Raw genomic sequence first — 23,308 nt, 5'->3', positions numbered from 1 at the left:
GGACACCGGCCGAGTACGCTGCGGCCTGCACCCACACCCACCACCCGGTGGACTGTCGGATCAACTGACAACAGACGAAACAACCCGGGCTCTACTACCGGGTGGTCGCGTTATCGGGGACTGGCCAAGTCCTTTCCGCATCTGCTGAGATAGTAGTGGCGACTATTTGGGCGATGGTTGGTTGTCGGATGTGGGGGAACCCGGAAGGCGCAGCACTTCCTGTTGGCATCGTATGCATCCGAGTCCACATCTTGGTCAGGTGAGACCTTGATGGTCCAGTTCAGCTGCTGATTCTGATCGATGAACACGGCGTCACCGCGATCGACGGCGTCCTTGACGAGGTCGCGCAGCTCTGCCCGGCTTGCGCCAGGATTCTCCATGGCGATCTTGCGCCCGAGTTCGTTGTTGTGCAGGTCCATGGCCTCGCGCACGGCGGCGTTGTCTGCCCTGCCTTCGTGCTTCGAGGCGTATTCCTTGGTCCACTGCTCGCCGAACTCCTCGGTCATCCGAGCGTTCCAGTAGGTGTGGCGGAAGGCATCGGCGTGGTTGGCTTGAGTGTCGACGGTCTTTTTGCCGTCCTCGCCGATGTATGAGTCGGGGTAGAGAGCCTCGCAAGTTCTCTTGGCGTCTTGCTGGATCTCGAAGAACCGGAGCTTGTCGCCCAGGCTGAGCCGGTCGAGCATCCCAGCTTCACTCACGGTGACGTACTCGGCATAGCCGTCACTGTGACGCTAGCCCGGCTCTGTGCCACATAAGTGCCCTCGGTGTCCTGACCGCTGAACGATGGCGGATTCAGCTCATTCCGAACATGTCGAGATGTATCGGCTCACAGATCGCTGTGCTCGTCGCCGAGATTGCCGGGTTTCGCGAGCCGCTGCTCGCCCCGGCTCCACACCCAGGTTCACCAATACGTTCCGTTCTTCGGTTCTCCGGGACTGCCCTCCGGATCATGACGGCCCTGGGCAGGCGGCTCCTTGTCGGTCATCGGCGAACTCGACAGTGCGGCAATTGGAGCTGTGTGCAGGTTGGATCCATCCCAGGCTGAGACGGGCATTTGGGTTGCTGAACATCTGGTTTCGCGCCGATACGGTGGGCGGACTCACGTTAGCTCGGGAAGCGAACGCGGCTGCCGGACGGTTACATGAACACGTGAGCACTCCTGTCGCCACCCGCATCAGCACGCGTCCTGAGCGCACCGATTGGCACGTGCCCGCCATGCTGGCATTGGCGCTCGGTGGATTCGGGATCGGGACCACCGAGTTCGTCACCATGGGTTTGCTGCCGGATATCGCCTCGGCCATGAATGTCTCCGAGCCGACCGCGGGGCACGCGGTGTCGGCGTACGCGCTCGGTGTGGTGATCGGTGCACCGCTGATCGCGGCGCTGTGCGCGCGGGTCGCGCGCAAGCGGCTGCTCATCGCGCTCATGGTGGCGTTCACGCTGGGTAACGCGGCCACGGTGCTGGCGCCGTCGTTCCAGACGTTGGTGCTGGCGCGGTTCGTCTCGGGGTTGCCGCATGGTGCCTACTTCGGCGTCGCCTCGCTGGCCGCCGCGACGCTCGCCCCAGTGGGGCAGCGAGCGAAGGCGGTTGCTGGGGTTATGCTGGGTTTGAGCGCCGCCAACGTTGTCGGCGTTCCCGCAGCTACCTGGCTCGGCCAGCATCTCGGCTGGCGCGACGCATTCGTCGTGGTCGCGGTGATCGGCGTGACCACCGTCGCGGCCCTGCTGCGCTTCGTCCCCGAACTCACCGGCATCGCCGTGACCAACCCGATGACCGAGCTCGGCGCCCTGCGGCGCTCGCAGGTGCTGTTGACGCTGCTGGTCGGGGCCGTCGGCTTCGGCGGCATGTTCGCCGTCTACACCTACATCGCCACCACGCTCACCGACGTCGCGGGTCTGCGGGCCGGACTGGTGCCGCTGGTGCTGATGCTGTTCGGCATCGGCATGGTGATCGGCAACATCATCGGCGGCGTCCTCGCCGACCGCGGCGTGGACCGCGCGATCCACGCGGCGATGATCGCCATGACCGCCATCCTCGGTGGCTTCGCCCTCGCCGCGCACAGCCCCTACACCGCGGCCTTCGGCGCATTGCTGGTCGGAGCCTCCGGAGCTGCGCTGGCACCCGCCCTGCAAACCCGCCTGATGGACGTCGCCGCCGACGCCCAAACCCTCGCCGCCGCCCTCAACCACGCCGCCCTGAACATCGCCAACGCAGCGGGCGCCTGGCTCGGCGGCCTGGTGATCGCCGCAGGCTTCGGCTATACGGCTCCGTCCCTGGTCGGCGCCGCCCTGGCCGCGACGGGCGTGCTGCTGTTCACCGCGACGGTCTGGGCCGCGCGCCGAGGCGACGCATAGATCGGTTCAGTTGCTGCGGTCCGCAGGTTGCCGGGGCGTCGCATGGCAACGCGGCCTCTCGAGGCGGCGGCGCTGGGTCGGGAGGTGATAGGCGTCGAATCGGACCTATTGGGTTCATGACTGCGCCTGTGTCTGTTCCTCTCCTTCTTTGCGTCTGAAGGTGGCGTTCAGTCGGTGCGATGCCACTTTCAGCCGGTTGAGTAAGGGGGCGAGGGGGCGGGGGTCTATGTCGTGGAGTGCCTCGGTGAGCAGGCGGACGGGTTCAGTGCACGAGTTGTAGCGGGCGCCGGGGTCTTTTGCGAGCGACCGGTGCAGGATCGCGTCGACCTGGGGCGGGATCCAGCGTTGGCGGTCGGAGATAGCGGGGGGCGGGTCGTGCAGGTGGGCCTCTGCGGTGGCCATGAGGTTCGCGCGGGGGAACGGTGGGCGGCCGGTGAGCAGTTCGACGGCCGAGCAGGCCAGCGCGTACTGGTCCGTCGCGGGGGACACCGTGCCCGCTTGCAGCAGTTCCGGTGCGGCGTACGGCACCGATACGACGACGAAACCATTGGCGGCCAAGGGTGGCTCGGGCCGATGCAGCCACCGGCCCTGATCGAAGTCGGAGATCTTCACCGTCGCAGGGTCGTCCGTGCCGGCCAACACGTTCGCCGGTTTGACGTCGAGATGGACCACGTCGTTGGCGTGGGCGAAATCCAGTCCTGCCGCGATGTGGGTCAGCACGTGCAGCACCCGCCGCAGGTCCGGAGGTTGGTGCGGCATCCGCACCAACCTCGAAACGGTCGCGCCTGCCACGTACTCGCGCGCCGACCACAGCCTGCCCTCGGTTTCACCGTGTGCGTACATCCGCACGATATTCGGGTGTCGCAGCGCGGACAGGATGTCGAACTCGTGCAGAAATCGTGCACGCGCCTCCGGTGACGCGCTGTCCTCCGGCCCCAGAATCTTCAGTGACACAGGCCGCGACCGCACCGGATCCTCGGCCAGATACACCTCGCTGCTGCCGCCATGGCCGAGCCGGGCCTTCACAACGAATCCCGCAAACCGATCACCTGGCTCGAGTGCCACCGCCTCACCATAGTCAGCGCGGCCCGCATTGTGGGCTACCCACCCTCCCCGGACTGGGAGTGCCCGAGAACCGATTGTTACCGACGCGATGCTCGGCTCCCATGTCCTGATCAGAGGGCGTGGGTGGGCCATCTTCAGGCCCACGGCAGCTGTGCACCGTAGCCATAGCGCGTCGACCTGGGTTGGATACGGCGTCCCGAGGAGATGACCGGCTGACGGGCCGTTGCAAGGCAACGGCAAGCCGACTGTAAGCGGCCCGTAGCACCGTGGGCCGTATGAGTTCCCGGGGTTTGCCGAATTCGGTATGAGCAGGCCACTGTTCGCTGCCTGGGACGAGGTACGCCGAAGATTGAAGAGTTTGCTCGGCACCGCGAAGGACTCCGCGGACGAGCGACCCACCGCCGGCGAGGCACTGAATCAGTTGTACCGAGCGAAGAGTGAGCCTTTGCGCCAAGTGGCGGAAGATTTGGAGCGGGCCGATAGGGAAGGCGCGGCAAAGGTGGCTGGTATGGCTCCCGAGACCGGAGGATTCGCGCCCGCACCCGAGCGATTCAGCAACTCGATTGCCGTGCCGCTCGCCGAGATACGCCCGGCAGGCGTGTCCAGGTTGATTCGCAACGCGCATCAGCCGACGCCGGCGGAGGCGGATGCCATGCGGCGAGCCTACGACGCACAGGCCACGATCCTGTCCCGGATCGGTGACCGGCCACCGACACTCGATGAAGTGCGCGAACTACTGCGGCTGGTCAACCCGACGCGGTCACGGACGGCGGGCAACTGCATGGAGTGCTCGTGGGCGGTGCGTGACATTCTGGCCGGGCGCCCGGCGGTGGCCGGTCCGAGCGGCGCCCAGAAGTTCATCGAGCCCTCGACGGAACGTTTCCATGGCGACAGCCACCACGAGATACACGAAGCGATATCGGAGCAGCTGCGTCAGCCCGGCCAGAACGGGATCATGTCGGGAAACCGATACTCCGATGCCTTCGGGCATCACTACAACGTCGCCAACATCGACGGCGAGATCTACTATCTCGACGGCCAGACCGGCACCGTGACAGATCAGAACATCATTCCCGACGGGGACTACTACGTCGTGTTCCCGATGCACGGCGCATGACATGTCGCCTTCGGCGGCGCCGCGGCAGTCGGGTTCGCGGGCGGCTATCGGTCCGTCCGGAGAGAACTATTCGGCGCGGCGGCCGGCGAGGGCCCGGCCGGCGATCTCGTGCAGATGCGCTGAGGCGCGGCGCCAGCGGCGCTGGGCGCGTTCGGTATCCGGATCGATGAAATTCGAGATGAGGATGCCGCGCAGTGCGTCCATGGCCGTGTAGATGAAGTCGCGCGCCTCCTTGCGGCGCACGTCGTCCGGCACGAAACGGGCCACCGCCATCAAGACGGCGTTGTTGACGAACGGCTCGACCTTCTCCATCGCCGCGGCCAGCACCGGATCGGTTCGCCCGGCCACCCACAGTTCGACGGTCGCGATGAACAGCGGACCCTGGTGCAGATCCCACAGGAACTCCAGCGCCGCCGCCACCGGATCGTCACCGGCTTCCACCCGGGACATCTCCCGCATGGCGGTCTCCGCCCGCAGTTGCGCCAGATGGCTGATCGCGGCCACCACCAGATCGGTTTTCGAGCCGAAGTGATGCACTTGAGCCCCGCGGGTCACCCCGGCCCGTTCGGCTACCCGCGGCGTCGTTGTGCCCGCGTACCCGTACTCGACCAGGCAGTCCACGGTCGCGTCCAGCAACCGGGTGCGCATCTCGCTGCTGCGCTGCTCCTGCGTCCGGCGCTGCTGCTTCACGTCTACGCTCCTGGCCACCTGCCGATCTTACACTTACATACAGTGCTGCATGTTCCGGTCGCGCAGGGCTGGTCCTGTCGAACTCCATGGACCAGCCCCCACGGACATACACGTTTCACTGTATGTGACAGCCGAGACGCAATCCGCTGGTCATCCGCTTTCTACCCGCTGCCTCCCATCCAACCCTTGCCCAGTTACATACAAATTTGTATGTTTGTTTCCAGCTGGTTCCCGCCCCGCGGTGCACGCACAACCTGAGGAGTTCGATGACGAACAAGGTCTACGTCGTCGGTGTCGGCATGACGAAGTTCGAGAAGCCGGGCCGCCGCCAAGTGGAGGAAGCCGACGGCACGTCGCGGGCCTGGGACTACCCCGACATGGCCAAGGAATCGGGCACCAAGGCGCTCGCGGACGCGGGCATCGCCTACGACCTGGTGGACCAGGCCTACGTCGGCTACGTCTACGGCGAATCCACCTCCGGGCAGCGCGCCGTCTACGAACTCGGCATGACCGGCATCCCGGTGGTCAACGTGAACAACAACTGTTCCACCGGCTCCACGGCGCTGTATCTCGCGGCGCAGGCGATCCGCGGTGGGCTGGCCGAATGCACGCTGGCGCTGGGCTTCGAGAAGATGCAGCCCGGCTCGCTCGGTTCCACCTGGGACGACCGCGAGCAGCCGATGGCCAAGCACATCATGGCGCTCGCCGAGATTTCCGAGGTGCTGTTCCCCGTGGCGCCGTGGATGTTCGGCGCGGCGGGCCGCGAGCACATGAAGCAGTACGGCACCACGGCCGAGCACTTCGCGAAGATCGGCTACAAGAACCACAAGCACTCGGTGAACAACCCGTACTCGCAGTTCCAGGACGAGTACACGCTCGACGACATCCTCGCCTCCCGGATGATCTACGACCCGCTCACCAAACTGCAGTGCTCGCCGACCTCCGACGGATCCGGTGCGGTGATCCTGGCGAGCGAGGAGTTCGTGGACGCCCACGATCTCGCCGGGCAGGCGGTGGAGATCGTCGGCCAGGCGATGACCACCGACTTCGCCTCGACCTTCGACGACACCGCCAAGAACATCATCGGCTACGACATGAATGTCCAAGCGGCGCGGAAGGTCTACCAGCAGTCGGGTCTCGGCCCGGAAGACTTCCAGGTCATCGAGCTGCACGACTGCTTCTCCGCCAACGAACTGTTGCTCTACGAAGCGCTCGGCCTGTGCGGGGAGGGCGAGGCAGGGCGGTTGATCGACGACAACCGCACCACCTACGGCGGCAGCTGGGTGGTGAATCCGTCCGGCGGCTTGATCTCCAAGGGCCATCCGCTCGGCGCGACCGGTCTGGCGCAGTGCGCCGAGTTGACCTGGCAGCTGCGCGGCACCGCGGACAAGCGCCAGGTGGACAACGTCACCGCCGCCCTGCAACACAACATCGGCCTCGGCGGCGCCGCCGTCGTCACCGCCTACCAGCGTGCTGTTCGCTGAGTTTGTCTCTGCCGCAAAATAATTCGAGGAACAAGACCCATGGGACACATCGAAGCCACCAAGAACGTGAACGCCGCGCCCGAGGCGCTGTGGGCGGTCGTCTCCGACCCGCAGACCTGGGACAAGTGGTTCACCATCCATGAGCGGTTCATGGAGGAGCCGCCCGCCGTGCTGAGTAAAGGCGCGAAGCTGGTCGCCAAGATCGTCATGCTGGGCATGGCGAACAAGCTGGAGTGGACCATCGTCTCGGTGGCGGCGCCGCACAGACTGACCCTGGGTGGCACCGGTATGGCGGGGGTGAAGACCGAATTCACCTTCGACATCCAGCCCAACGGCGACGGGAGCACGATCCTGGTGTCCGGCGATTTCGAGGGTGCGCTGATCAAGGGTGCGCTGGGCAAGGCGGTGGAGAAGGACGGCATCAAACAGCTGGACCGATCGCTGGCACAACTCGATGCCTTGGCCTCGGCATGACATCCGATTCCACCGTCGCCCGCCTGGTCGAGTTCGATGACGCGGGACTGGAGACCTGGTGCGAGGAAGAGCGTTTCGAGGTCACCGCCGAGCGCATCGCGCAGTACGCCGCGGCGACGAACGATCCGATCGCGGCGCATCTCGAGGGCGCGGTCGCCCCGCCGGTCTTCGCCATCGTCCCGGTCTTCGAGGCCATTATGATGCCGGTGATCGATGTCGCGCCGATGGACATCTTCGGCCGGGTCGTCCACGGGGAGCAGGACTTCCACTTCCATCGTGCGATTCGCCCGGGTGAGCGGCTGGTGTCGCGCGCAAAGGCGGTCGGCTACACCAGCCGCTCCACCGGGACGACCATCACCATCCGGATCGAATGCCGCACCGAGACAGGCGAACCGGTCAACGATCAGTACCTGACCGCGTTCTTCCGCAATATCGATGCGGGCAAGACGGTCGGCGAAGCCGCTCCGGTGCACAAGTTCGACGAACGGCTGCGCGGCCGAGACCCCATCGCCGTCGTGGCGCAGCACGTCGACCACGACCAGACCTTCCGTTACGCGCCGGCTTCCGGCGACCCGGTGCCGCTGCACCTGGACGAACAGGTCGCCAAGGACGCCGGGCTGCCCGGCATCATCGCGCACGGGCTGTGCACCATGGCCTTCGCATCCTGGGCGGTGCTCACCGAGGTCGCGGTGTCGGACGTGCACCGGATGAAGCGATTCGCGGTGCGCTTCGCCAAGCTGGTCTTTCCCGGCGACGATCTGACGACCCGGATCTGGAAGACCGCTTCGGCCGGCGGCGTGACCAGCTACGCGTTCGAGACCGTGCGCGGCGACGACATCGTGCTCAGCGACGGGCTGGCCGAGATCGCCGACTGACAGCGGCGGTACGGACTCCGCCGCCCCCACCCAACGACTTCAGGAGACAACACATGGGCGCACTGGCCGGACGGGTCGCCGTCATCACGGGTGCGGGCCGCGGCATCGGCCGCGAGCACGCGCTGCTGTTCGCGAAGGAAGGCGCCGCGGTGGTCGTCAACGACCTCGGCGGCAGCAATGCGGGCGAGGGCGCCGACTCCGGGCCCGCTCAGGAGGTGGTGCGCGAGATCGTCGCGGCGGGCGGCACAGCAGTGTCCAACTCCGACGACGTCGCCACCTGGGACGGCGCGCAAAAGCTTGTCGCCCAGGCGGTTTCGGAATTCGGCGGGCTCGACGTCGTGGTGAACAACGCGGGCATCCTGCGCGACGCCTTCATCGCGGGCATGACCGAGGCGCAGTGGGATGCGGTGATCGCCGTGCACCTCAAGGGCCATGCCGCCGTGCTGCACCATGCCGCCGCCCACTGGAAGCAGCAGTCCAAGGCCGGCGATCAGCCCAAGGCCGCCGTGATCAACACCGCTTCCGCCTCCGGCACGACAATCCCGAATCCGGGCCAGGCGAACTACGGCGCGGCCAAGGCCGGGATCGCCGCGCTGACCCTGGTCGCCGCCGACGAGCTGGCGCGCTACGGCGTGCGGGTCAACGCGATCGCGCCGATCGCGCGCACTCGGCTGACACTGGCGACCCCCGGCATGGGCGAGATGATGGCGGCCGAGGCGGAGGCGGCCGCCGACGGCGGATTCGACGCGTTCAGCCCGGCAAATATCGCACCGCTGGTCGCCTACCTGGCCGCGGAATCCTGCCCGATCACCGGCAAAGTGTTCGCGGTGCAGGGCGGTGCGATCTCCGAGCTGGCCAGTTGGCACGATGTAAAGACCATCGAGACCGAGGGCCCGTGGCTGATCGACGACATCGCCGCCCGGCTGCCCTGACCTCGGCGGAACGTGAGGAGAACGACGATGTTCGAATGGTCCGACACCGATCTGCTGATCCGTGATGCCGTGCGGGCGTTCATCGACAAGGAGATCCGCCCCAACCTGGACGCGCTCGACAGCGGCGAACTGCCGCCGTACCCGATCATCCGCAAACTGTTCGCCGAGTTCGGCATAGACGTCATGGGCGGCGAGGCCGTGCAGAAGATGCTGGCCAAGCAGGAGGAACGAGCGGCGGCCGCCGCCGCGGGGGAGCCGAAGCCGGAGAAGAAAGCGAGGACGAGTCCGTTCGCCGGACAGGAATCGCTGATGGCGGTGCTGATCAGCGAGTTGTCCGGGGTGTGCATGGGCTTGGTGACCGCGCTGGGGGTGAGCATCGGCCTCGGCGCCACCACCATCATGTCGCGCGGCACGCCTGCGCAGAAGCAGCGCTGGCTGGCGGACATCGTCACGATGCGGAAGGTGGCCGCGTGGGCGATCACAGAACCGGATTCCGGCTCGGACGCGTTCGGCGGAATGAAGACCTACGTCAAGCGCGACGGCGAGGACTACCTGCTCAACGGTCAGAAGACCTTCATCACCAACGGCCCCTACGCCGACGTGATGATCGTCTACGCGAAGCTCGACGACGGGGCGGGCGGGGACAGGCGCGAACGCAAGGTGCTCACCTTCGTGCTCGACAAGGGCATGCCCGGCCTCACCCAGGGCAAGCCGTTCAAGAAGATGGGGCTGCACGCCTCACCAACTGGAGAGCTGTTCTTCGACAACGTGCGCGTCGGGCGAGACCGGCTGCTCGGCGAGACCGAGGAGCACAAGGGCGGCGACGGCAGGGAGAGCGCCCGCTCCAGTTTCACCGCCGAGCGCATCGGCGTGGCCTTCATGGCGCTGGGCATCATCAACGAATGCCATCGGCTGTGTGTCGAGTACGCCAAGAGCCGCAAGCTCTGGGGCCAGGAGATCGGGCGGTTCCAGCTGGTCCAGCTGAAGCTGGCGAAAATGGAGATCGCGCGGATCAACGTGCAGAACATGGTGTTCAACACGCTGGAGCGCGGCAAGGCGGGCAAGCCGCCGACGCTCGCCGAAGCGTCCGCGATGAAGCTGTACGCGTCCGAGGCGGCGACCGAGGTCGCCATGGAGGCGGTGCAGCTCTTCGGCGGCAATGGGTACATGACGGAATATCGCGTCGAGCAGCTCGCCCGCGACGCGAAGTCGCTGATGATCTACGCGGGCAGCAACGAGATTCAAGTGACCCACATCGCCAAGGGCCTGCTCGCGCGGTGATCTCCGGACGGGCGCGTGTCGACGCCGCGCCTGCCCGCGACCACATCGGCACAACTCCCGCTTTCGAGCGCAGCGAGATCGTGCATTGCCCGTTCGCGGCCCGGCTCGCGTCCGATTGGCCGTCGCGTCCGCGACACAGTCGCTAGCGGCGGTCGCTCGGACGTGAGCCATGAGGGGGCCGCGAGCACGCAGCGCCGCAGGCGCTGCCAATCCAACACAGCTCAGATCGCGCGCAAGCGGGTGCGGCTGGCGTAGACGTGCTCGGCGATGAGGGTGGCGATGCGGTCGGGCGCCTCGAGCATGGGCACGTGGCCGACGCCGTTGACCAGGATGCGGTCGGCGGATTGGGGGAGTTCCTTCAGGTAGCGGCGGGCGTAGACGCGGTTGGGGATCACCCGGTCGTACTCCGACAGCAGCAGCCGGACCGGCGTCCGCAGCGTGGACAGGTCGTCCTGTCCCGGCGCACGCAGCGCGCTGATGATCATCGGAAGCATGACCGGGCAGTTCAGCGCGGCCGTGATGGCGGCGGCGGCGTCGCGCCGCGACACCGCGGACGGGTGCTTGCTCAGCGGGAGCAGGGCGATGCGCTGGACGAGTGGATTGCGAGCCGCAAATCCCCCCAGGAGCTTGCCGATCTCGATGAGCGGAACCATGGAGAGGAATTTCAGGTTGATCCGTACCTGAGTCAGCGAGGGCCCGTGCCAGCCGCCCGCGGGCGCGATCAGCGTCAGCGTGCGGGCGCGCCCGCGCCGGGCGAGTTCGACGCCGACCCAGCCGCCGAGTGAATTGCCCGCGATATGGCAGGTGCGCCAGCCCAATTCGTCGAGCTGATCGCAGACCCGGTCGGCGAGGAACTGCACGTCGACGGGCCGGCCGTCCAGGGGTGCCCCGCCCCAGTGACCCGCGAACGCGGGCGCGAACACCTCGCAGTGCGTCGCCAGCCGCGCCGCGGTCTGTTCCCAGCAGTGCGGCGACATCATGAATCCGTGCAGCAACAGCAGCGGGTCACCGGAACCGACGTGCAGAGCCTTGATCGGCTGGAGCGGGTTCGGCGCCTTAGCGGACCCGCGTGCGGCGGCGGTTCGTGCGGGGGCGCCGGGGCGATCGGCGGCGGAGGAGGACTTGGAGGCGTCGGACGACATCGTCTTCACCCCTTCCTGGACGGCGGTGTCCGGGGGACTTCATCAGACCAGCATTGTACGGTCGAGGAGTGCCCTACATCTCGACAGTGAACGTGAACGGTGTCCGCGCGGCCGCGGGCAAGGGCCTGCTCGCCTGGCTCGCGGTGACCGAGGCCGACATCGTCTGCGTGCAGGAAACGCGCGCCACCGACGAGCAGGTGCGGGCCGCGCTGGCGCCCGCGCTCGACGCGGGATGGCAGCTGTCGCACGCCGAGCCGGAGTCCAAGGGGCGCGCCGGTGTCGGCATCCTGTCCAGGCGCGCACCGCGTGCTGTGCGAATCGGCTTCGGCAGCATCGAGTTCGGAGCCGCGGGCCGCTACGTCGAGGCCGAGTTCGACGACATCACAGTCGCGAGTGTGTACGTGCACTCCGGCGACGCGGGCACCGTGCGCCAGGATGAGAAGTACCGCTTCATGGCCGAGCTCGGCGCCTACCTGACCGCGCGGACCGGAGATTTCGTGGTGGCGGGGGACTGGAACATCGCGCATACCGAGCGCGATCTGAAGAACTGGAAGGGCAACCTGAAATCGGCCGGGTTCCTGCCGCAGGAGCGCGCCTGGATCGATGAGCTGCTGGCCGCGGGCTACGTCGACGTGGTGCGCGGGCTGCATCCCGGCGTGGACGGTCCGTACAGCTGGTGGTCCTACCGCGGTCGCGCGTTCGACAACGACAGCGGATGGCGCATCGACTACCACCTGGCCCGAGGCGATCTCGCCACCCGCGCCAAAGCGGCGGTGGTGGATCGCGCGGCCGCCTACGATCAGCGCTGGTCGGACCACTCGCCCGTCACGGTGCAGTACCGATGAACCTTTCTCCGAAGATGATTCGCGGCCTCGGCGTCATCGGGGCGGTCGCGCTCGCGCTGATCGTCGCGGTGCTCGCCCTGCGCGGCGGCACGGAGGTCACCACCTCCTCAGTCGGTCCCACTACGAGCAGCGCCGCCGCGTCCGTCGCCGTGCCGCGCGGCGTGGACAGCGCGTCCCCGGTCACCCACGCGGCCGGTGTCCCGCAGCGCGCCTACGCCACGCTGCGGGAGATCGATGCGGGCCGCTGGCCCGACTCGGCGAACGCCCCCGGCACCAAGGGTGGCGAACGCTGGATGAACCGCGGCGGCGACCTGCCCGCGACCGACTCCACTGGTAAGCCGATCACCTACCAGGAATGGGACGTCAACCCGAAGCAACCCGGACGATCCCGCGACGCCGAACGCATCGTCACCGGCAGCGACGGCTCGGCCTGGTACACCGGCGACCACTACAAGACCTTCACGAGGATGCGCTGATGACAAAGACCGTCACGCTGTCGCAGTTCCTTGCCCGTCCCGACGCGGAGGACGTACTGCCCAGCCCCGCGCTGGCTCCGCCCGGCGTCACGTTCGGAACCCTCGCGCTCGACGCCGCCGAGTTCAGCGCGGTGCGCGACCGGGCGCCTTCGGGATATCTGGTGCGCGAGGTACGCGGCACGAAGATGCCCACCACAGCGCGGGTTTTCGACGAGTTCGCCGCCGCGTTCCAGTTCCCGTACTACTTCGGTGAGAACAAGGACGCGTTCGACGAATGCCTGCGCGACTTGGACGACTTCATCGGCGAAGCGGCCGGATACGTTGCCGTGGTGCGCGACTCGGCCGGGTTGCTCACCGATGAACTGGTCGAACGCGACTGGTTCGCCGAGGCGATGCGCGATTGCGCGGCCTATTGGTCGCGGCGCGACGTGCTCTTTCGGGTCGTCCTGCAAGGTGACGCGCCCGACCTCCAGGACGTGTCGCTGCGAATGTAACGCCCGGCGCTCACCGCAGTTTGCTCGCCAGATCCTCGCCGAGCAGGACGAACACCTCGACGGTGTGCTCGATCAGTTCGTCGCGGCTGAGCTCCAGATCGCCGTGTAGCCAGGCGGTCAGCGTCTGCACCAGCCCCCCGACCAGATACATGGCACGGAAGTCGATCGCCGGGTCCGGGGCGGCGGCACCGATCCGGTAGAAGTCGATGCCTTCCGCGGCCACCATTCGCGCGAACACGCGCACCGTTTCGGTGGTGCGGGCGCGCAGTTCCGGCGTCGCCATGCCCGCGACCAGCGCGACCTTCGCTTTACGTGGGTCGTCGGTGAGCAGGTGCACGCCCGCGGTGATCGCGGCATGCGCGGTGGCGCGGGTGTCCGGCGTCCGGACGGATCCGTCCTGGGCGGCGCGCACGGCCGCGAGGATGGCGTCCGCCAGTTCCTCGGCGATCTTGTCGATCAGGGCGGCGAGTACGGCATCACGGCTGTCGAAATTCTCGTAGTAGTACCGCTCGTTCAACCCGGCCCGCGCGCACAGCCCCGAGACGGTCAGTTTCTCCAGCCCCTCGGTCCCGATGATCTCCAGCGCCGCCTCCAGCAACGCCACGCGCCGCTGCGCCCGGCGCTCCTGAGCGGATATCCCGCCGTAAGTTCGTTGCGCAGTCACTGTGTTATTTTGCCGCGCCTTCGGCTCGGCGTGTGCGCGGCCCACCTATGGCTCGCGTCCGAGCGACCGCCGCTTGCGACTTCGTCGCTTGCGCGTCGGCCGCTCGGACGCGAGCCGGGCCGCAAACCGGCATAGGTCTCGCTGCGCTCGAAATCGGGGATTCGGCCGATGTGCTTACGCGGTCCGCAATCGGAGTGATTTCACCAACGCTTGGCGCGTCGAATGTCGCTGCGCAACCGAGGCGCAGTGTCCGATTGTGGCTCGCGAACGGGCTCGGTGGCCGTGTGCAGTCCGTATATGGGCAAGGTCAGGTGCGTTCCAATTCTGGCAGAGACTCTTGCCAGAATTGGAATTCTGGTAGATGCTATTGCCAGATGCTCTTGACGAGGAGGCGGCGATGTCCGAGCCCGGCTATTTCAGCGATCACTCGATGATTCGGCGGGTGATGAGCAAGCGCGTTGTAGGACTCACCTACGGTTTGCGCGCCCTGGTCGTCGGCGCGGTGCATCCGCTGCTCTACGTCGGCACCGCGGAGAACACCGAGCATCGGATGACGCCCTACACCCGGCTGGCGCTGACCGGGCACCTGTTCGAGGCGGTGTTCCTCGGCAGCAAGGCCGAGGCCGACCGCGCGCTGGCGTTCACCAGGAAGAAGCACGTCAAGGTGCGTGGCGCGCTGCCCGAGGAGGCGGGCGCCCAGCATCCGGCGGGCACGCGGTACTCCGCGCTCGACCCACACCTGATGTTCATGACGATGGCGTTCACCTTCGACTCGGCCGAGGTGATGTACGACCTGCTGGTGCGCACCATGACCGACGGCGAGCGCGAGGCGCTCTACCAGGACTATGTGCGCTGGGCCGAGCTGTTCGGCATGCCCTCGGACGCGGCGCCGGGCAGCTACCAGGACTTCCGCGCCTACTTCGACGGCTACCTCGCCTCGGACGAGGTGTTCCTCACCGACGAGGCGCGGCTGGTGGGCTCCTACCTGGCCGGTCAGCGGGTGCCCTACTCGCAGGGTGTGCCGTTGCATCAGGTCACCTCCGCGTTCTATCTGCTGGTCCAGGGCAGCCTGCCGCCGCGCATCCGGCGGATGTACGGGATGCGCTGGGGTGTGGCCGAGCAGGTCGCCTACCAGGCGCTGACGCGGGCAGTCCGCACCGCGCACGTCTCGGTTCCGCTGGTGCCGCCGGTGCTGCGCGGCACGCTGGCCGGACCCAGCGCGCCGGTCTACAAGTTGCTCTCCAAGCGGGAGCACGAACTGGTCAGCAGCGGGCGGCCGAGCATGCCCGGGATCGACCCGCGTAACTGGGTGCAGCGAAATTCGGCTTGAGCCGCATGCGAAGATCGGGGTATGTCCAGTCCTGCGCCCACCCCGGCCGCCGAACGCAAACAGCGCGTTCTGTCCGGGATCCAGCCGACCAGCTCCTCGTTCCATCTCGGGAACTACCTTGGCGCGCTGCAGTACTGGGTGACCATGCAGGACGACTACGACGCGCTGTACTTCATCCCGGACATGCACGCGATCACGGTGCCGCAGGATCCGAAGGAGCTGAAGGCGCGCACCAAGGCCGCCGCCGCGCAGCTGCTCGCGCTCGGCATCGACCCGAAGAAGTCCACCCTGTTCGTGCAGAGCCAGGTGCCCGAGCACGCCGAGCTGGCCTGGGTGCTCAGCTGTATCACCGGCTTCGGCGAGGCCAGCCGGATGACCCAGTTCAAGGACAAATCGGTGAAGCAGGGCGCGGAGAACGCGACCGTGGGCCTGTTCACCTACCCGGTGCTGATGGCCGCGGACATCCTGCTCTATCGCGCCCATCAGGTTCCGGTCGGCGAGGATCAGCGCCAGCATCTGGAGCTGACCCGGAACCTGGCCCAGCGCTTCAACACTCGGTTCAAGAAGACGTTCGTGGTGCCGGAGGCGCATATCGTCAAGGGCACCGCGAAGATCTACGACCTGCAGGACCCGACCGCGAAGATGAGCAAGTCGGCCTCCACCGACGCGGGCCTGATCAACCTGCTCGACGACCCGAAGATCACCGCGAAGAAGGTGAAATCGGCGGTCACCGACACCGGACGCGAGATCCGCTACGACCCCGACGGCAAGCCGGGCGTCAGCAACCTGCTGGTGATCCTGAGTTCGCTGACCGGGACGCCGATCGTCACGCTGGAGAAGGACTTCGAGGGCAAGGGTTACGGCGAGCTCAAGTCCGACGTCGCCGACGCGCTGGTGGAATTCGTCACGCCGTTGCGGGCGAAGGTGCAGGAGTATCTGTCCGACCAGGGCGAACTCGACCGCATCCTGGCCGCCGGAGCCGAGCGTGCGCGAGAGATCGCCGGCAACACCCTCGCCCAGGTATACGACCGGGTCGGCTTGCTGGGCCGTTAGGCCGCTTCCTCGGCCAGGCTCGGCTGCGCCAACTAGGCTTCGTGAGGTCTGTCTCACGTTCGAAGGGGCGCAGCGTGCAGGTGATCGACAACATCAAGGCCGGGATCGAACGCCGGATTCAGGCGATGCCGTGGCTGGATCATCTGATCCGGGCGGCGGGGCGCTACGAGCGGCAACGAGGCGACCATTACGCGGCCGGCATCACGTACTTCACTGTGCTATCGCTATTTCCGCTGCTGATGATCGCGTTCTCGGTCTCGGGCGTTGTCCTGTCCAGCAATCCGGAGCTGCTCGGCGAATTGCAGGCCAAGATCGTCGAGAACATTCCGGGCTCGTTCGGCGACCAGATCAACGACCTGGTCGAGAAGGCGGTCGAGTCGCGGCGCACGGTCGGCACGCTCGGTCTGGTCGTCGGCCTCTACACCGGCCTCGGCTGGATGGCCAACCTGCGGGCCGCGCTCACCGAGCAGTGGGAGCAGAAGAGGCCGGACGGCAACTGGTTGGTGACCAAGCTCTCCGATCTGGGCGCGCTGGTCGGTCTCGGTCTCGCGTTCGTGGTCTCGCTGGGGCTGTCGGCGCTGGCCTCGAGCGCCCTCGGCAGGCGGCTGCTCACCAGCCTCGGTCTCGCCGAGCTACCCGGTGCCGGGGTATTGCTGACGCTGCTGTCGACGCTGCTCGGGTTCCTGGCCTCCTGGGCGGTGTTCGCCTGGGTGATCGCCAGGCTGCCGCGCGAGCCCGTCACGCTGGCCAGCGCGGCCAAGGCGGCGGCACTGGCCGCGCTGGCGTTCGAGGTGTTCAAGATCGTCGCCTCGATCTACTTGCGATCGGTGCTGAGCAGCCCGGCCGGCGCCACGTTCGGCTCGATCATCGGCCTGATGGTGTTCACCTACGTCACCTACCGCATCGTCCTGTTCGCCACCGCCTGGGCCGCCACCGCCGCCGAGAACGAGCCGGAAGCCGAGATCCCCCCGCCTCCGCCCGCGGTGATCGCGCCACGAGCCCGCGCGCGCGATGTCTCGGTGGGTGTGGGCGCAGCCTTCTTCGGTGCGGGCGCCCTTGCCGCCCTCGCCCTTTCGGGGTTACGCCGGTGGCCCGGCCGTCGGTGACCAGTAGGCGGGCCGAGTTGTCTGGAGCGCGAGGTTGATCAGCGTCGTCGATTGGCTCGGCGCGCCCCCGCCAGCAGGACGAGGATCACGATGACGCCGCCAGCGATCAGCACGGTCCTGGTATCGACGCGGCGCTCTTCGGCAAGGGGCATGGCGGAAGGGTCGGTTCCCGATGCGGGCGGGGCGGCAAGCGCGACTTCGTTCTGTTCACGCTGGGGTACCACCGCGTCACGCTGGGGTACCACCGCGCCGGGGAGGTTGCCGATCGACGCGCCGCTGGGCAGCGCGAAGCCGTAGTCGAGCAGCCGGGCCGCCTGCTCCCATGGGCGCAACGGCCGCACCTCGGCCTGCAACAGGGTGACGACGAGTCTGCGGCCGTCGCGCTGGGCGGCGGCGACGAACGTCTGGCGCGCGTCGTCGGTGAAGCCGGTCTTGCCGCCGAGGGCGCCCTGGTAGTTGTAGAGCAGCTGGTTGTCGTTGCCGATCGGATATCCGGGACGGTCGGTGTCGCCGGGAACCTGGGGATCTGCCGGGTAACCGGGGAAATCGACTTGCTCGGTGTGGATCAGCTCGGCGAACAGCGGGACGGTCATGGCTTCGCGGAACAGGACGGCCAAGTCGTAGGCCGAGGTGCTCATGCCGGGGCCGTCCAGGCCGGACGGGGTGGCGGCGCGAGTGTCCATGGCGCGCAACTTTTTCGCCAGCTCGTTCATCTTCGCGACGGTGGCCGCGTCGCCGCCCAGTTGCGCGGCGATGGCGTGCGCCGCGTCGTTGCCGGATGCCATGATCAGCGCCTGCATGAGCTGGCGATTGGTGTAGCGACCGCCGGGACCGATGCCGACCCTGGTGCCGTCCACATCGGCGTCGGCTCGAGTCCCGACCACCACCTTGTTCAGATCCAGTGTGCGCAGCGCCAGCGTGGCGAGCAGCACCTTGATCGTGCTCGCGGGCCGATAACGCCCGTGCGGGTCCTTCGCCGCGATCACCTCGCCGGTGTCCAGATCCGCCACCAGCCAGGCCGTCGCCGAGATGTCCTGCGGTGCGGGCGGTCCGGATCGCGGTAGCACGACTCCGCACTCGCCGAGCCGGGCGCCGCCGATCGGAGGCGCCGGGATCGGCAGCGGAGCCGGTGTCGGCTCCCCTGGCGCGGGCACTTCGGACGCATCGATCGGCGGGGGCGGCAGCGTCTTCTGCGGGCAGCCGTCGGTATTCGGCGTGGTGAACGGCGTGCTGGTGGTCGGCGCGGCGAACGCGGGCACGGCCGTCGCCCCGATCGCCACGACGGCCAGCAGGGCGCCCGCGTAGAACCCGGCGCGGCGACGGAATTCCGTGATCTTCATCGGCAGTGAGCCTAGCGAGGGTTCCGCCGGTCAGCCGCGCATATCCCTGAGCTCGTCGAACAATCTTGACACAACCTCTCAAATGAGAGTTACTATCAAAAAGTTGTAGCTCTCTTTCTGGAGGTGTCATGAAGACCGACTCGACCCGTCGCTGGCTCGCGCTCGGCGCGCTGGCGGTCGCGATGCTGACCATCGGGCTCGACGTCACCGTGCTGACCGTGGCCCTGCCCACGCTCGCCGTCGACCTGAACGCGAATACCGCGGCGCTGCAATGGTTCAGCAGTGCGTACACGCTGGCGCTGGCCGCCGTGATGCTGCCTGCGGGCGCCCTCGGCGACCGCTACGGCCGCAAGAAGTTCCTTCTGGCGGCGCTGGTGCTGTTCGGGATCGCGTCGATCGCCTGCGCCGTGGCCACCTCACCCGGCCAGCTCATCGCCGCGCGCGTCGTGCTCGGGATCGCGGCGGCGGCGATGATTCCGCTGTCGATGTCGGTGTTGCCCGACATGTTTCCCGGCCGAGCGGAACGGCAGCGTGCGCTCACCATCTGGATCACCTCGACGGCGATCGGACTGCCGCTCGGCCCGATCGTGGGTGGATGGTTGCTCCGCAACTTCTGGTGGGGTTCGGTGTTCCTGATCAATGTGCCGATGGTGGTGATCGGCGCGCTCGCCGTCGCGGCGTTGGTGCCGGAATCGCGCAGTGCACACAGTTTCCGCATTGATCTGCTCGGCACCCTGCTGTCGGTCGCGGGCATGCTCGGGCTCACCTACGGCTTCATCCGCATCGGCGAGGAAGGCTGGGGCGACGGCCCTGCCTGGGCGAGCGTCGCGGGCGGTGTGCTGCTGCTCGGCGCTTTCCTGGCCTGGCAGCGCAGGACCGCGTATCCGCTGGTCGATCTCGGCTTGTTCGCCGCCGACGGATTCCGCTGGGGCACAGCGTTTTCCATCGTGGTGAACTTCGCCATGTTCGGCATGTTCTTCACCGTGCCGCAGTACTTCCAGGCCGTGCTCGGTGTGGACGCGCTCGGTAGCGGACTGCGGCTGCTTCCGCTGATCGGCGGGTTGCTGGTCGGCAGCAGGCTGGTCGACCGGATCCTGCCGAAACTCGGCACCCGCATGGTGATCTCAGCCGGGTTCGCGTTGCTGGGCGGGTCGCTGGCGCTGGGCGCGCTGACCACCGTGGACAGCGGCTACAGCTTCACGGCGGTGTGGCTGACGCTGCTCGGCGCCGGTATGGGCCTGGTGATGCCCGCGGCCATGGGTATGGCGATGGGTGAGCTGACCGCGGAGCGCTCCGGATCCGGCTCCGCGCTGCTGCAGGCGCTGCGCCAAGCCGCGGGAACCATCGGCGTCGCGGTGCTGGGCACCGTGCTGTCCACCCGCTACCGTTCGGAGCTCGGCGCACTGAATCGCGACCCGATTTCGGACGGTGTCAACGCGGGTGTCGCGACCGCGCATGAGTCGGGCGATGCGGCGATGCTGCACCACGTGCAGAGCGCGTTCGTCGGCGGCATGAGCGCGATGCTGTGGGCTTGCGCGGCATTGTGCCTGCTGGCGGCGGGGCTGGCCGTGGTGTTCGTGCGCACCAGGCGACCCGCCCAGGCGTCCGAGCCGGGTGCGGCAGAATCGATTCATGTCGGTTGAGCTACCCGCGAACGGGACGGCGCAGGGTCTGCGCGAGCGGAAGAAGGAACGGACCCGCCGGACGATTCGCATGGAGGCGTTCCGGCTGTTCCGCGAGCAGGGCTACAGCGAGACGACGATCGAGCAGATCGCCGCGGCCGCCGATGTCTCGCCGAGCACCTTCTTCCGCTATTTCCCGACCAAGGAACAGCTGGTGCTCGCCGACGATCTGGATCCGTTGATGATCGAGTCGCTGCGACGGCAGCCGCGCGACGTCTCGCCGTTCACCGCTTTACGCAACGCGGTGCTCGAAGTCTTCGACAGTCTTCCCTCGGCCGATCTGGCGTTCGAGCAGGAGCGGCAAGCGCTGCTCTATCACGTGCCGGAGCTGCGGTCGGCCATCGGCTGGGAAATCATCCGCAGTATCGATCTCCTCGCCGAGTTGCTGGCCGATCACGTCGGCAGGCCCGCCGACGATTTCGAGGTGCGGGTGGCGGCAGGCGCGATGGCGGGCGCTGCCCTGGCCATGGCGACGGTCACGCCGTTGAACATCGAGAACATCACCCGGGCATTGGACTTCCTGGACGCGGGCATGCCGCTCGGGCGGGAGTCCTGACGGGCTCCGGCCCGATGTGCCGGACCTACTGCGCGCCCGCGGTGCTGGCCGGCCGCAAGCGATCGGGTGTGTCGTCGTCCATGGTCGCGAAGAAGCCGCCGATCACGTCCTCGATCTCGGCGATCGATTCCGCGCAGTAGAGAATCGGCTGATAGTGGGTGATGTCGTAGACCGCGGTACCCATCTGGGCGATGTCGAGCGGGCGTAGCTCGGCGTGCCGGAACTCCTCGATCTCGCCATAGGACGACAGCAGACCCGCTCCATAGCAGCGGACCTCGCCATGTTCCCGGACGACGCCGAACTCCATCGAGAACCAGAAGACGTCGGCGAGGAACTTCAGCGCACGCTCGGTGCTCAGCCTGCCGACCGCCGCGCCGACCGCGGCGTAGACGGCCGCGAAGCGCGGGCTGGCGATCTGATTGGCGTGCCCGATGATCTCGTGGATGGCGTCCGGCTCCGGTGTGTACAGCGGCGCGGAGTGATGCCGGATGTACTGGGTGGAATGGAAGATCCGATCGGCGAAGGAGCCGAAGAACTCGCGCAGCGGCACCAGGCCCGCGGCCGGCACATACCGGAATCCGGTCAGCGGTGCGAGCGCCGCCGACACCTCGTCCAGCTGCGGGATGTGATCGGTCGGCAGGGCCAGCGCCTCGGCCGCCGCGAGTACCTCCGCGCTGGCGTAGGTGCGGTGTTTGCGCGCGAGTTCGGCCGACACGATCCGCCACACCTGCTGTTCCTCATCGGTGTAGTCGATGTGGGGGAGCGGTTTCCCTGGCGCGTAGTCCAGTGCCAGCGCGGCGATGGCGTTGCGCCGGGCGCGGTACTCCGGATCGTGCACGCCCGGGTGCTCGGCACTCAGGTGCACTGTCACGTCGTCGCCGGTGCGGGTGACCGGCGAGTACAGCTGAGCCTCGGTGAACATACTTCGATGCAAGCACCACTGACCGCCGTCGACAACGAAAGCCCGTCCAGCTGAGCAAACTGCCCAGCTGAACGGGCTTCTTCCTGGCGATCTGGGCAGCAACGCGGGGCGCTGCGATCAGTGTCCCTCGTGCAGCGAATGCACCACCGCGTGGCCCTTGCCGCGTCCGATCATCCATTTGTTCACCGGCGTGGTCACCACGAACGCCACCGCGAAGGCGAAGGCGAGGGTGATCCAGAACAGCGCGCTGTCCAGGTGGGCGTCCATCGCGCCCGGAACGGCGAGGATCACCGCGTTGTCCACGATCTCCATGACGGTGATCGACACGGTGTCGGCGGCGAGGGCGGTGCTCACGGCCGCGGCCAGCGGCAGTCCTGCCCGCAGCACGCCGCGCATGGTGAAGGCGTAGCCGAACAGGAACGCCAGCACGATGGCCAGGGCCATGGTCGCGGTGTTGCTCCAGCCCAGCGCGGTGCCGATCACCATGCCGAGGACCTCGCCGATGGCACAGCCGGTGAGGCAGTGCAGAGTCGCCATGGCGGCCATTTGCCAGGTAGCCGACGGATGTTTCGCGGTGTGCTGCTCGGCGGTGTGCGTCGCGTGCGCATGCGCGGCGTGGTCGCCGGAGGGGTCGTGCCTGTGCTCCATGCGTGGCACTATACCCCCGTAGGGTATAAACACAAGCCCGAGTTCTCGATTTGCCGGACATGAGCGGGCGTCATGCCGCAAGATGGCGAATGTACGAAGGAGGACGCATGAAATCCGTGCGGATCGATCTCGACCAGAATTTGCTCGCCGCTGCGGCCGCCATCATGGGCACGGCGACGAGCGACGCCACCATCAACGAGGCCCTGCGCCGAATCGTCGTCCACGAGCGGCAGTTGCATCATCTGGAGAAGCTCGCCGCGAAGGCCTTCTGCACCCGTCCGGAGCCGGAGGCCGCGGCCGTCGACCGCTAGGGCCCGGCCTGAGCATGCGTCATCCGACGCACCTTATCGCTTGCCGGGCGCTGTCTCCCGGAGGGCGCGCAGCCATACGGTCTCGAACTCCCGGGAATCGACCTCGACGGCGGAATACTCCACCTGGGCGTCGAGTTCGTCCGCCGTGGGAATCGGCATCTGACTGATGACGGTCGTGCCGGTGCCGCGGCTGGCATCGGCCCAGTCCATGTGGCCGTCGGAGAAGATCTCGACCTTGCGCACCTCGAAGCCGTCGTCGGCGATCTCGCTGAACATCTCGACCGGCTCGTCGTCGAAGTTGTGATGCCATTGCGCCCTCAGGTACCACATCGCCCATCAACTCCCAGCTCACGGACCGACTTGGCTACCGAACCGCCTCTCAGCATATGGGTTGTCCGGGTCAGGCGCATGCCGCGGGACACCGGTTCCGCGGGAGGTGTCGGTGGTGGCTGGCAGAATCCCGAGC

At 67.4% G+C, this 23,308-nt stretch carries 25 protein-coding genes; 16 read left to right on the top strand and 9 right to left on the bottom strand.

Going from position 1 to position 23,308, the window contains the following annotated elements:
* Positions 1 to 110: 110 nt before the first annotated feature.
* On the bottom strand, positions 111 to 698 hold the full coding sequence (locus IU459_RS14790; protein ID WP_195130086.1) for a DUF6973 domain-containing protein: 588 nt from the start codon (positions 696 to 698) through the stop codon (positions 111 to 113).
* Positions 699 to 1,149: 451 nt separating this feature from the next.
* Between IU459_RS14790 and IU459_RS14785 the strand changes: the two genes are divergently transcribed.
* The gene (locus IU459_RS14785) at positions 1,150 to 2,355 is read left to right on the top strand and encodes an MFS transporter (RefSeq protein WP_440446492.1); all 1,206 of its coding nucleotides are present in this window, start codon (positions 1,150 to 1,152) and stop codon (positions 2,353 to 2,355) included.
* 114 nt (positions 2,356 to 2,469) lie between these two features.
* Here IU459_RS14785 and IU459_RS14780 read toward each other — a convergent pair whose 3' ends face one another.
* The gene (locus tag IU459_RS14780) at positions 2,470 to 3,420 is read right to left on the bottom strand and encodes a serine/threonine-protein kinase (RefSeq protein ID WP_195130085.1); all 951 of its coding nucleotides are present in this window, start codon (positions 3,418 to 3,420) and stop codon (positions 2,470 to 2,472) included.
* A 508-nt stretch (positions 3,421 to 3,928) separates the two neighbouring features.
* Between IU459_RS14780 and IU459_RS14775 the strand changes: the two genes are divergently transcribed.
* On the top strand, positions 3,929 to 4,537 hold the full coding sequence (locus IU459_RS14775; protein ID WP_195130084.1) for a toxin glutamine deamidase domain-containing protein: 609 nt from the start codon (positions 3,929 to 3,931) through the stop codon (positions 4,535 to 4,537).
* Positions 4,538 to 4,603: 66 nt separating this feature from the next.
* On the opposite strand, the gene IU459_RS14770 is transcribed toward IU459_RS14775, so the two are convergent.
* Positions 4,604 to 5,185: a TetR/AcrR family transcriptional regulator gene (locus IU459_RS14770; protein WP_228837951.1), complete on the bottom strand. Its 582-nt coding sequence runs from the start codon at positions 5,183 to 5,185 to the stop codon at positions 4,604 to 4,606.
* 308 nt (positions 5,186 to 5,493) lie between these two features.
* On the opposite strand from IU459_RS14770, the gene IU459_RS14765 reads away from it, so the two are divergent.
* Genes IU459_RS14765 through IU459_RS14745 form a run of 5 tightly spaced genes read left to right on the top strand, consistent with a single transcriptional unit; the run spans position 5,494 to position 10,273 of the window.
* Positions 5,494 to 6,711, top strand: a complete 1,218-nt coding sequence (locus tag IU459_RS14765; protein WP_195130082.1) for a lipid-transfer protein — start codon at positions 5,494 to 5,496, stop codon at positions 6,709 to 6,711.
* 39 nt (positions 6,712 to 6,750) lie between these two features.
* Positions 6,751 to 7,185 carry a type II toxin-antitoxin system Rv0910 family toxin gene (locus tag IU459_RS14760; protein ID WP_195130081.1) on the top strand — a complete coding sequence of 145 codons (435 nt, stop codon included), beginning with the start codon at positions 6,751 to 6,753 and terminating at the stop codon, positions 7,183 to 7,185.
* The gene (locus tag IU459_RS14755; RefSeq protein ID WP_195130080.1) at positions 7,182 to 8,060 is read left to right on the top strand and encodes a MaoC/PaaZ C-terminal domain-containing protein; all 879 of its coding nucleotides are present in this window, start codon (positions 7,182 to 7,184) and stop codon (positions 8,058 to 8,060) included. Before IU459_RS14760 ends, IU459_RS14755 begins: the two co-directional genes overlap by 4 nt.
* Before the next feature lie 53 nt (positions 8,061 to 8,113).
* On the top strand, positions 8,114 to 8,992 hold the full coding sequence (locus IU459_RS14750) for an SDR family oxidoreductase (RefSeq protein ID WP_195130079.1): 879 nt from the start codon (positions 8,114 to 8,116) through the stop codon (positions 8,990 to 8,992).
* A 27-nt stretch (positions 8,993 to 9,019) separates the two neighbouring features.
* Entirely contained in the window at positions 9,020 to 10,273 is a 1,254-nt protein-coding gene (locus IU459_RS14745) for an acyl-CoA dehydrogenase family protein (protein ID WP_195130078.1), read from the top strand.
* Positions 10,274 to 10,494: 221 nt separating this feature from the next.
* Here IU459_RS14745 and IU459_RS14740 read toward each other — a convergent pair whose 3' ends face one another.
* Positions 10,495 to 11,415, bottom strand: coding sequence for an alpha/beta fold hydrolase (locus tag IU459_RS14740; protein ID WP_195130077.1), 921 nt, complete (start codon positions 11,413 to 11,415; stop codon positions 10,495 to 10,497).
* A gap of 68 nt (positions 11,416 to 11,483) precedes the next feature.
* Here IU459_RS14740 and IU459_RS14735 point away from each other — a divergent pair, with 68 nt between their 5' ends.
* Genes IU459_RS14735 through IU459_RS14725 form a run of 3 tightly spaced genes read left to right on the top strand, consistent with a single transcriptional unit; the run spans position 11,484 to position 13,230 of the window.
* On the top strand, positions 11,484 to 12,260 hold the full coding sequence (locus IU459_RS14735; RefSeq protein WP_195130076.1) for an exodeoxyribonuclease III: 777 nt from the start codon (positions 11,484 to 11,486) through the stop codon (positions 12,258 to 12,260).
* On the top strand, positions 12,257 to 12,736 hold the full coding sequence (locus IU459_RS14730) for a ribonuclease domain-containing protein (RefSeq protein ID WP_195130075.1): 480 nt from the start codon (positions 12,257 to 12,259) through the stop codon (positions 12,734 to 12,736). The genes IU459_RS14735 and IU459_RS14730 overlap by 4 nt, the downstream gene beginning before the upstream one ends.
* Positions 12,736 to 13,230 carry a barstar family protein gene (locus IU459_RS14725; RefSeq protein WP_195130074.1) on the top strand — a complete coding sequence of 165 codons (495 nt, stop codon included), beginning with the start codon at positions 12,736 to 12,738 and terminating at the stop codon, positions 13,228 to 13,230. The genes IU459_RS14730 and IU459_RS14725 overlap by 1 nt, the downstream gene beginning before the upstream one ends.
* A gap of 10 nt (positions 13,231 to 13,240) precedes the next feature.
* Here IU459_RS14725 and IU459_RS14720 read toward each other — a convergent pair whose 3' ends face one another.
* The gene (locus tag IU459_RS14720) at positions 13,241 to 13,894 is read right to left on the bottom strand and encodes a TetR/AcrR family transcriptional regulator (protein ID WP_195130073.1); all 654 of its coding nucleotides are present in this window, start codon (positions 13,892 to 13,894) and stop codon (positions 13,241 to 13,243) included.
* A gap of 397 nt (positions 13,895 to 14,291) precedes the next feature.
* Between IU459_RS14720 and IU459_RS14715 the strand changes: the two genes are divergently transcribed.
* From IU459_RS14715 to yhjD, 3 genes are all read left to right on the top strand, one after another.
* Positions 14,292 to 15,224 (top strand): oxygenase MpaB family protein, encoded by a 933-nt coding sequence (locus IU459_RS14715; RefSeq protein WP_195130072.1) that lies wholly within the window; start codon positions 14,292 to 14,294, stop codon positions 15,222 to 15,224.
* A gap of 21 nt (positions 15,225 to 15,245) precedes the next feature.
* A complete protein-coding gene (gene trpS, locus IU459_RS14710; protein ID WP_195130071.1) occupies positions 15,246 to 16,277 on the top strand; it encodes a tryptophan--tRNA ligase in 1,032 nt (343 codons plus the stop codon).
* A 74-nt stretch (positions 16,278 to 16,351) separates the two neighbouring features.
* On the top strand, positions 16,352 to 17,383 hold the full coding sequence (gene yhjD, locus IU459_RS14705; RefSeq protein WP_195130070.1) for an inner membrane protein YhjD: 1,032 nt from the start codon (positions 16,352 to 16,354) through the stop codon (positions 17,381 to 17,383).
* Between the two features lie 38 nt (positions 17,384 to 17,421).
* Here the strand turns inward: yhjD and IU459_RS14700 are convergent, their stop codons facing one another.
* The gene (locus IU459_RS14700) at positions 17,422 to 18,723 is read right to left on the bottom strand and encodes a D-alanyl-D-alanine carboxypeptidase family protein (RefSeq protein WP_195130069.1); all 1,302 of its coding nucleotides are present in this window, start codon (positions 18,721 to 18,723) and stop codon (positions 17,422 to 17,424) included.
* Positions 18,724 to 18,851: 128 nt separating this feature from the next.
* On the opposite strand from IU459_RS14700, the gene IU459_RS14695 reads away from it, so the two are divergent.
* Positions 18,852 to 20,366, top strand: a complete 1,515-nt coding sequence (locus IU459_RS14695) for an MFS transporter (protein ID WP_195130068.1) — start codon at positions 18,852 to 18,854, stop codon at positions 20,364 to 20,366.
* Entirely contained in the window at positions 20,356 to 20,961 is a 606-nt protein-coding gene (locus IU459_RS14690) for a TetR family transcriptional regulator (protein WP_195130067.1), read from the top strand. Before IU459_RS14695 ends, IU459_RS14690 begins: the two co-directional genes overlap by 11 nt.
* 25 nt (positions 20,962 to 20,986) lie before the next feature.
* On the opposite strand, the gene IU459_RS14685 is transcribed toward IU459_RS14690, so the two are convergent.
* Both IU459_RS14685 and IU459_RS14680 read right to left on the bottom strand, forming a co-directional pair.
* Positions 20,987 to 21,883, bottom strand: coding sequence for a phenylalanine 4-monooxygenase (locus tag IU459_RS14685; RefSeq protein WP_195130066.1), 897 nt, complete (start codon positions 21,881 to 21,883; stop codon positions 20,987 to 20,989).
* A gap of 117 nt (positions 21,884 to 22,000) precedes the next feature.
* The gene (locus IU459_RS14680) at positions 22,001 to 22,531 is read right to left on the bottom strand and encodes a DUF4396 domain-containing protein (protein ID WP_195130065.1); all 531 of its coding nucleotides are present in this window, start codon (positions 22,529 to 22,531) and stop codon (positions 22,001 to 22,003) included.
* Between the two features lie 107 nt (positions 22,532 to 22,638).
* Between IU459_RS14680 and IU459_RS14675 the strand changes: the two genes are divergently transcribed.
* A complete protein-coding gene (locus IU459_RS14675; RefSeq protein ID WP_195130064.1) occupies positions 22,639 to 22,842 on the top strand; it encodes a type II toxin-antitoxin system VapB family antitoxin in 204 nt (67 codons plus the stop codon).
* A 33-nt stretch (positions 22,843 to 22,875) separates the two neighbouring features.
* On the opposite strand, the gene IU459_RS14670 is transcribed toward IU459_RS14675, so the two are convergent.
* Positions 22,876 to 23,172 carry a DUF6881 domain-containing protein gene (locus tag IU459_RS14670; protein ID WP_195130063.1) on the bottom strand — a complete coding sequence of 99 codons (297 nt, stop codon included), beginning with the start codon at positions 23,170 to 23,172 and terminating at the stop codon, positions 22,876 to 22,878.
* Positions 23,173 to 23,308 lie beyond the last annotated feature (136 nt).

It is taken from the genome of Nocardia amamiensis, assembly GCF_015477605.1.
Taxonomy (GTDB): domain Bacteria; phylum Actinomycetota; class Actinomycetes; order Mycobacteriales; family Mycobacteriaceae; genus Nocardia; species Nocardia amamiensis_A.
This window is presented reverse-complemented; position numbering and strand designations above follow the sequence as displayed.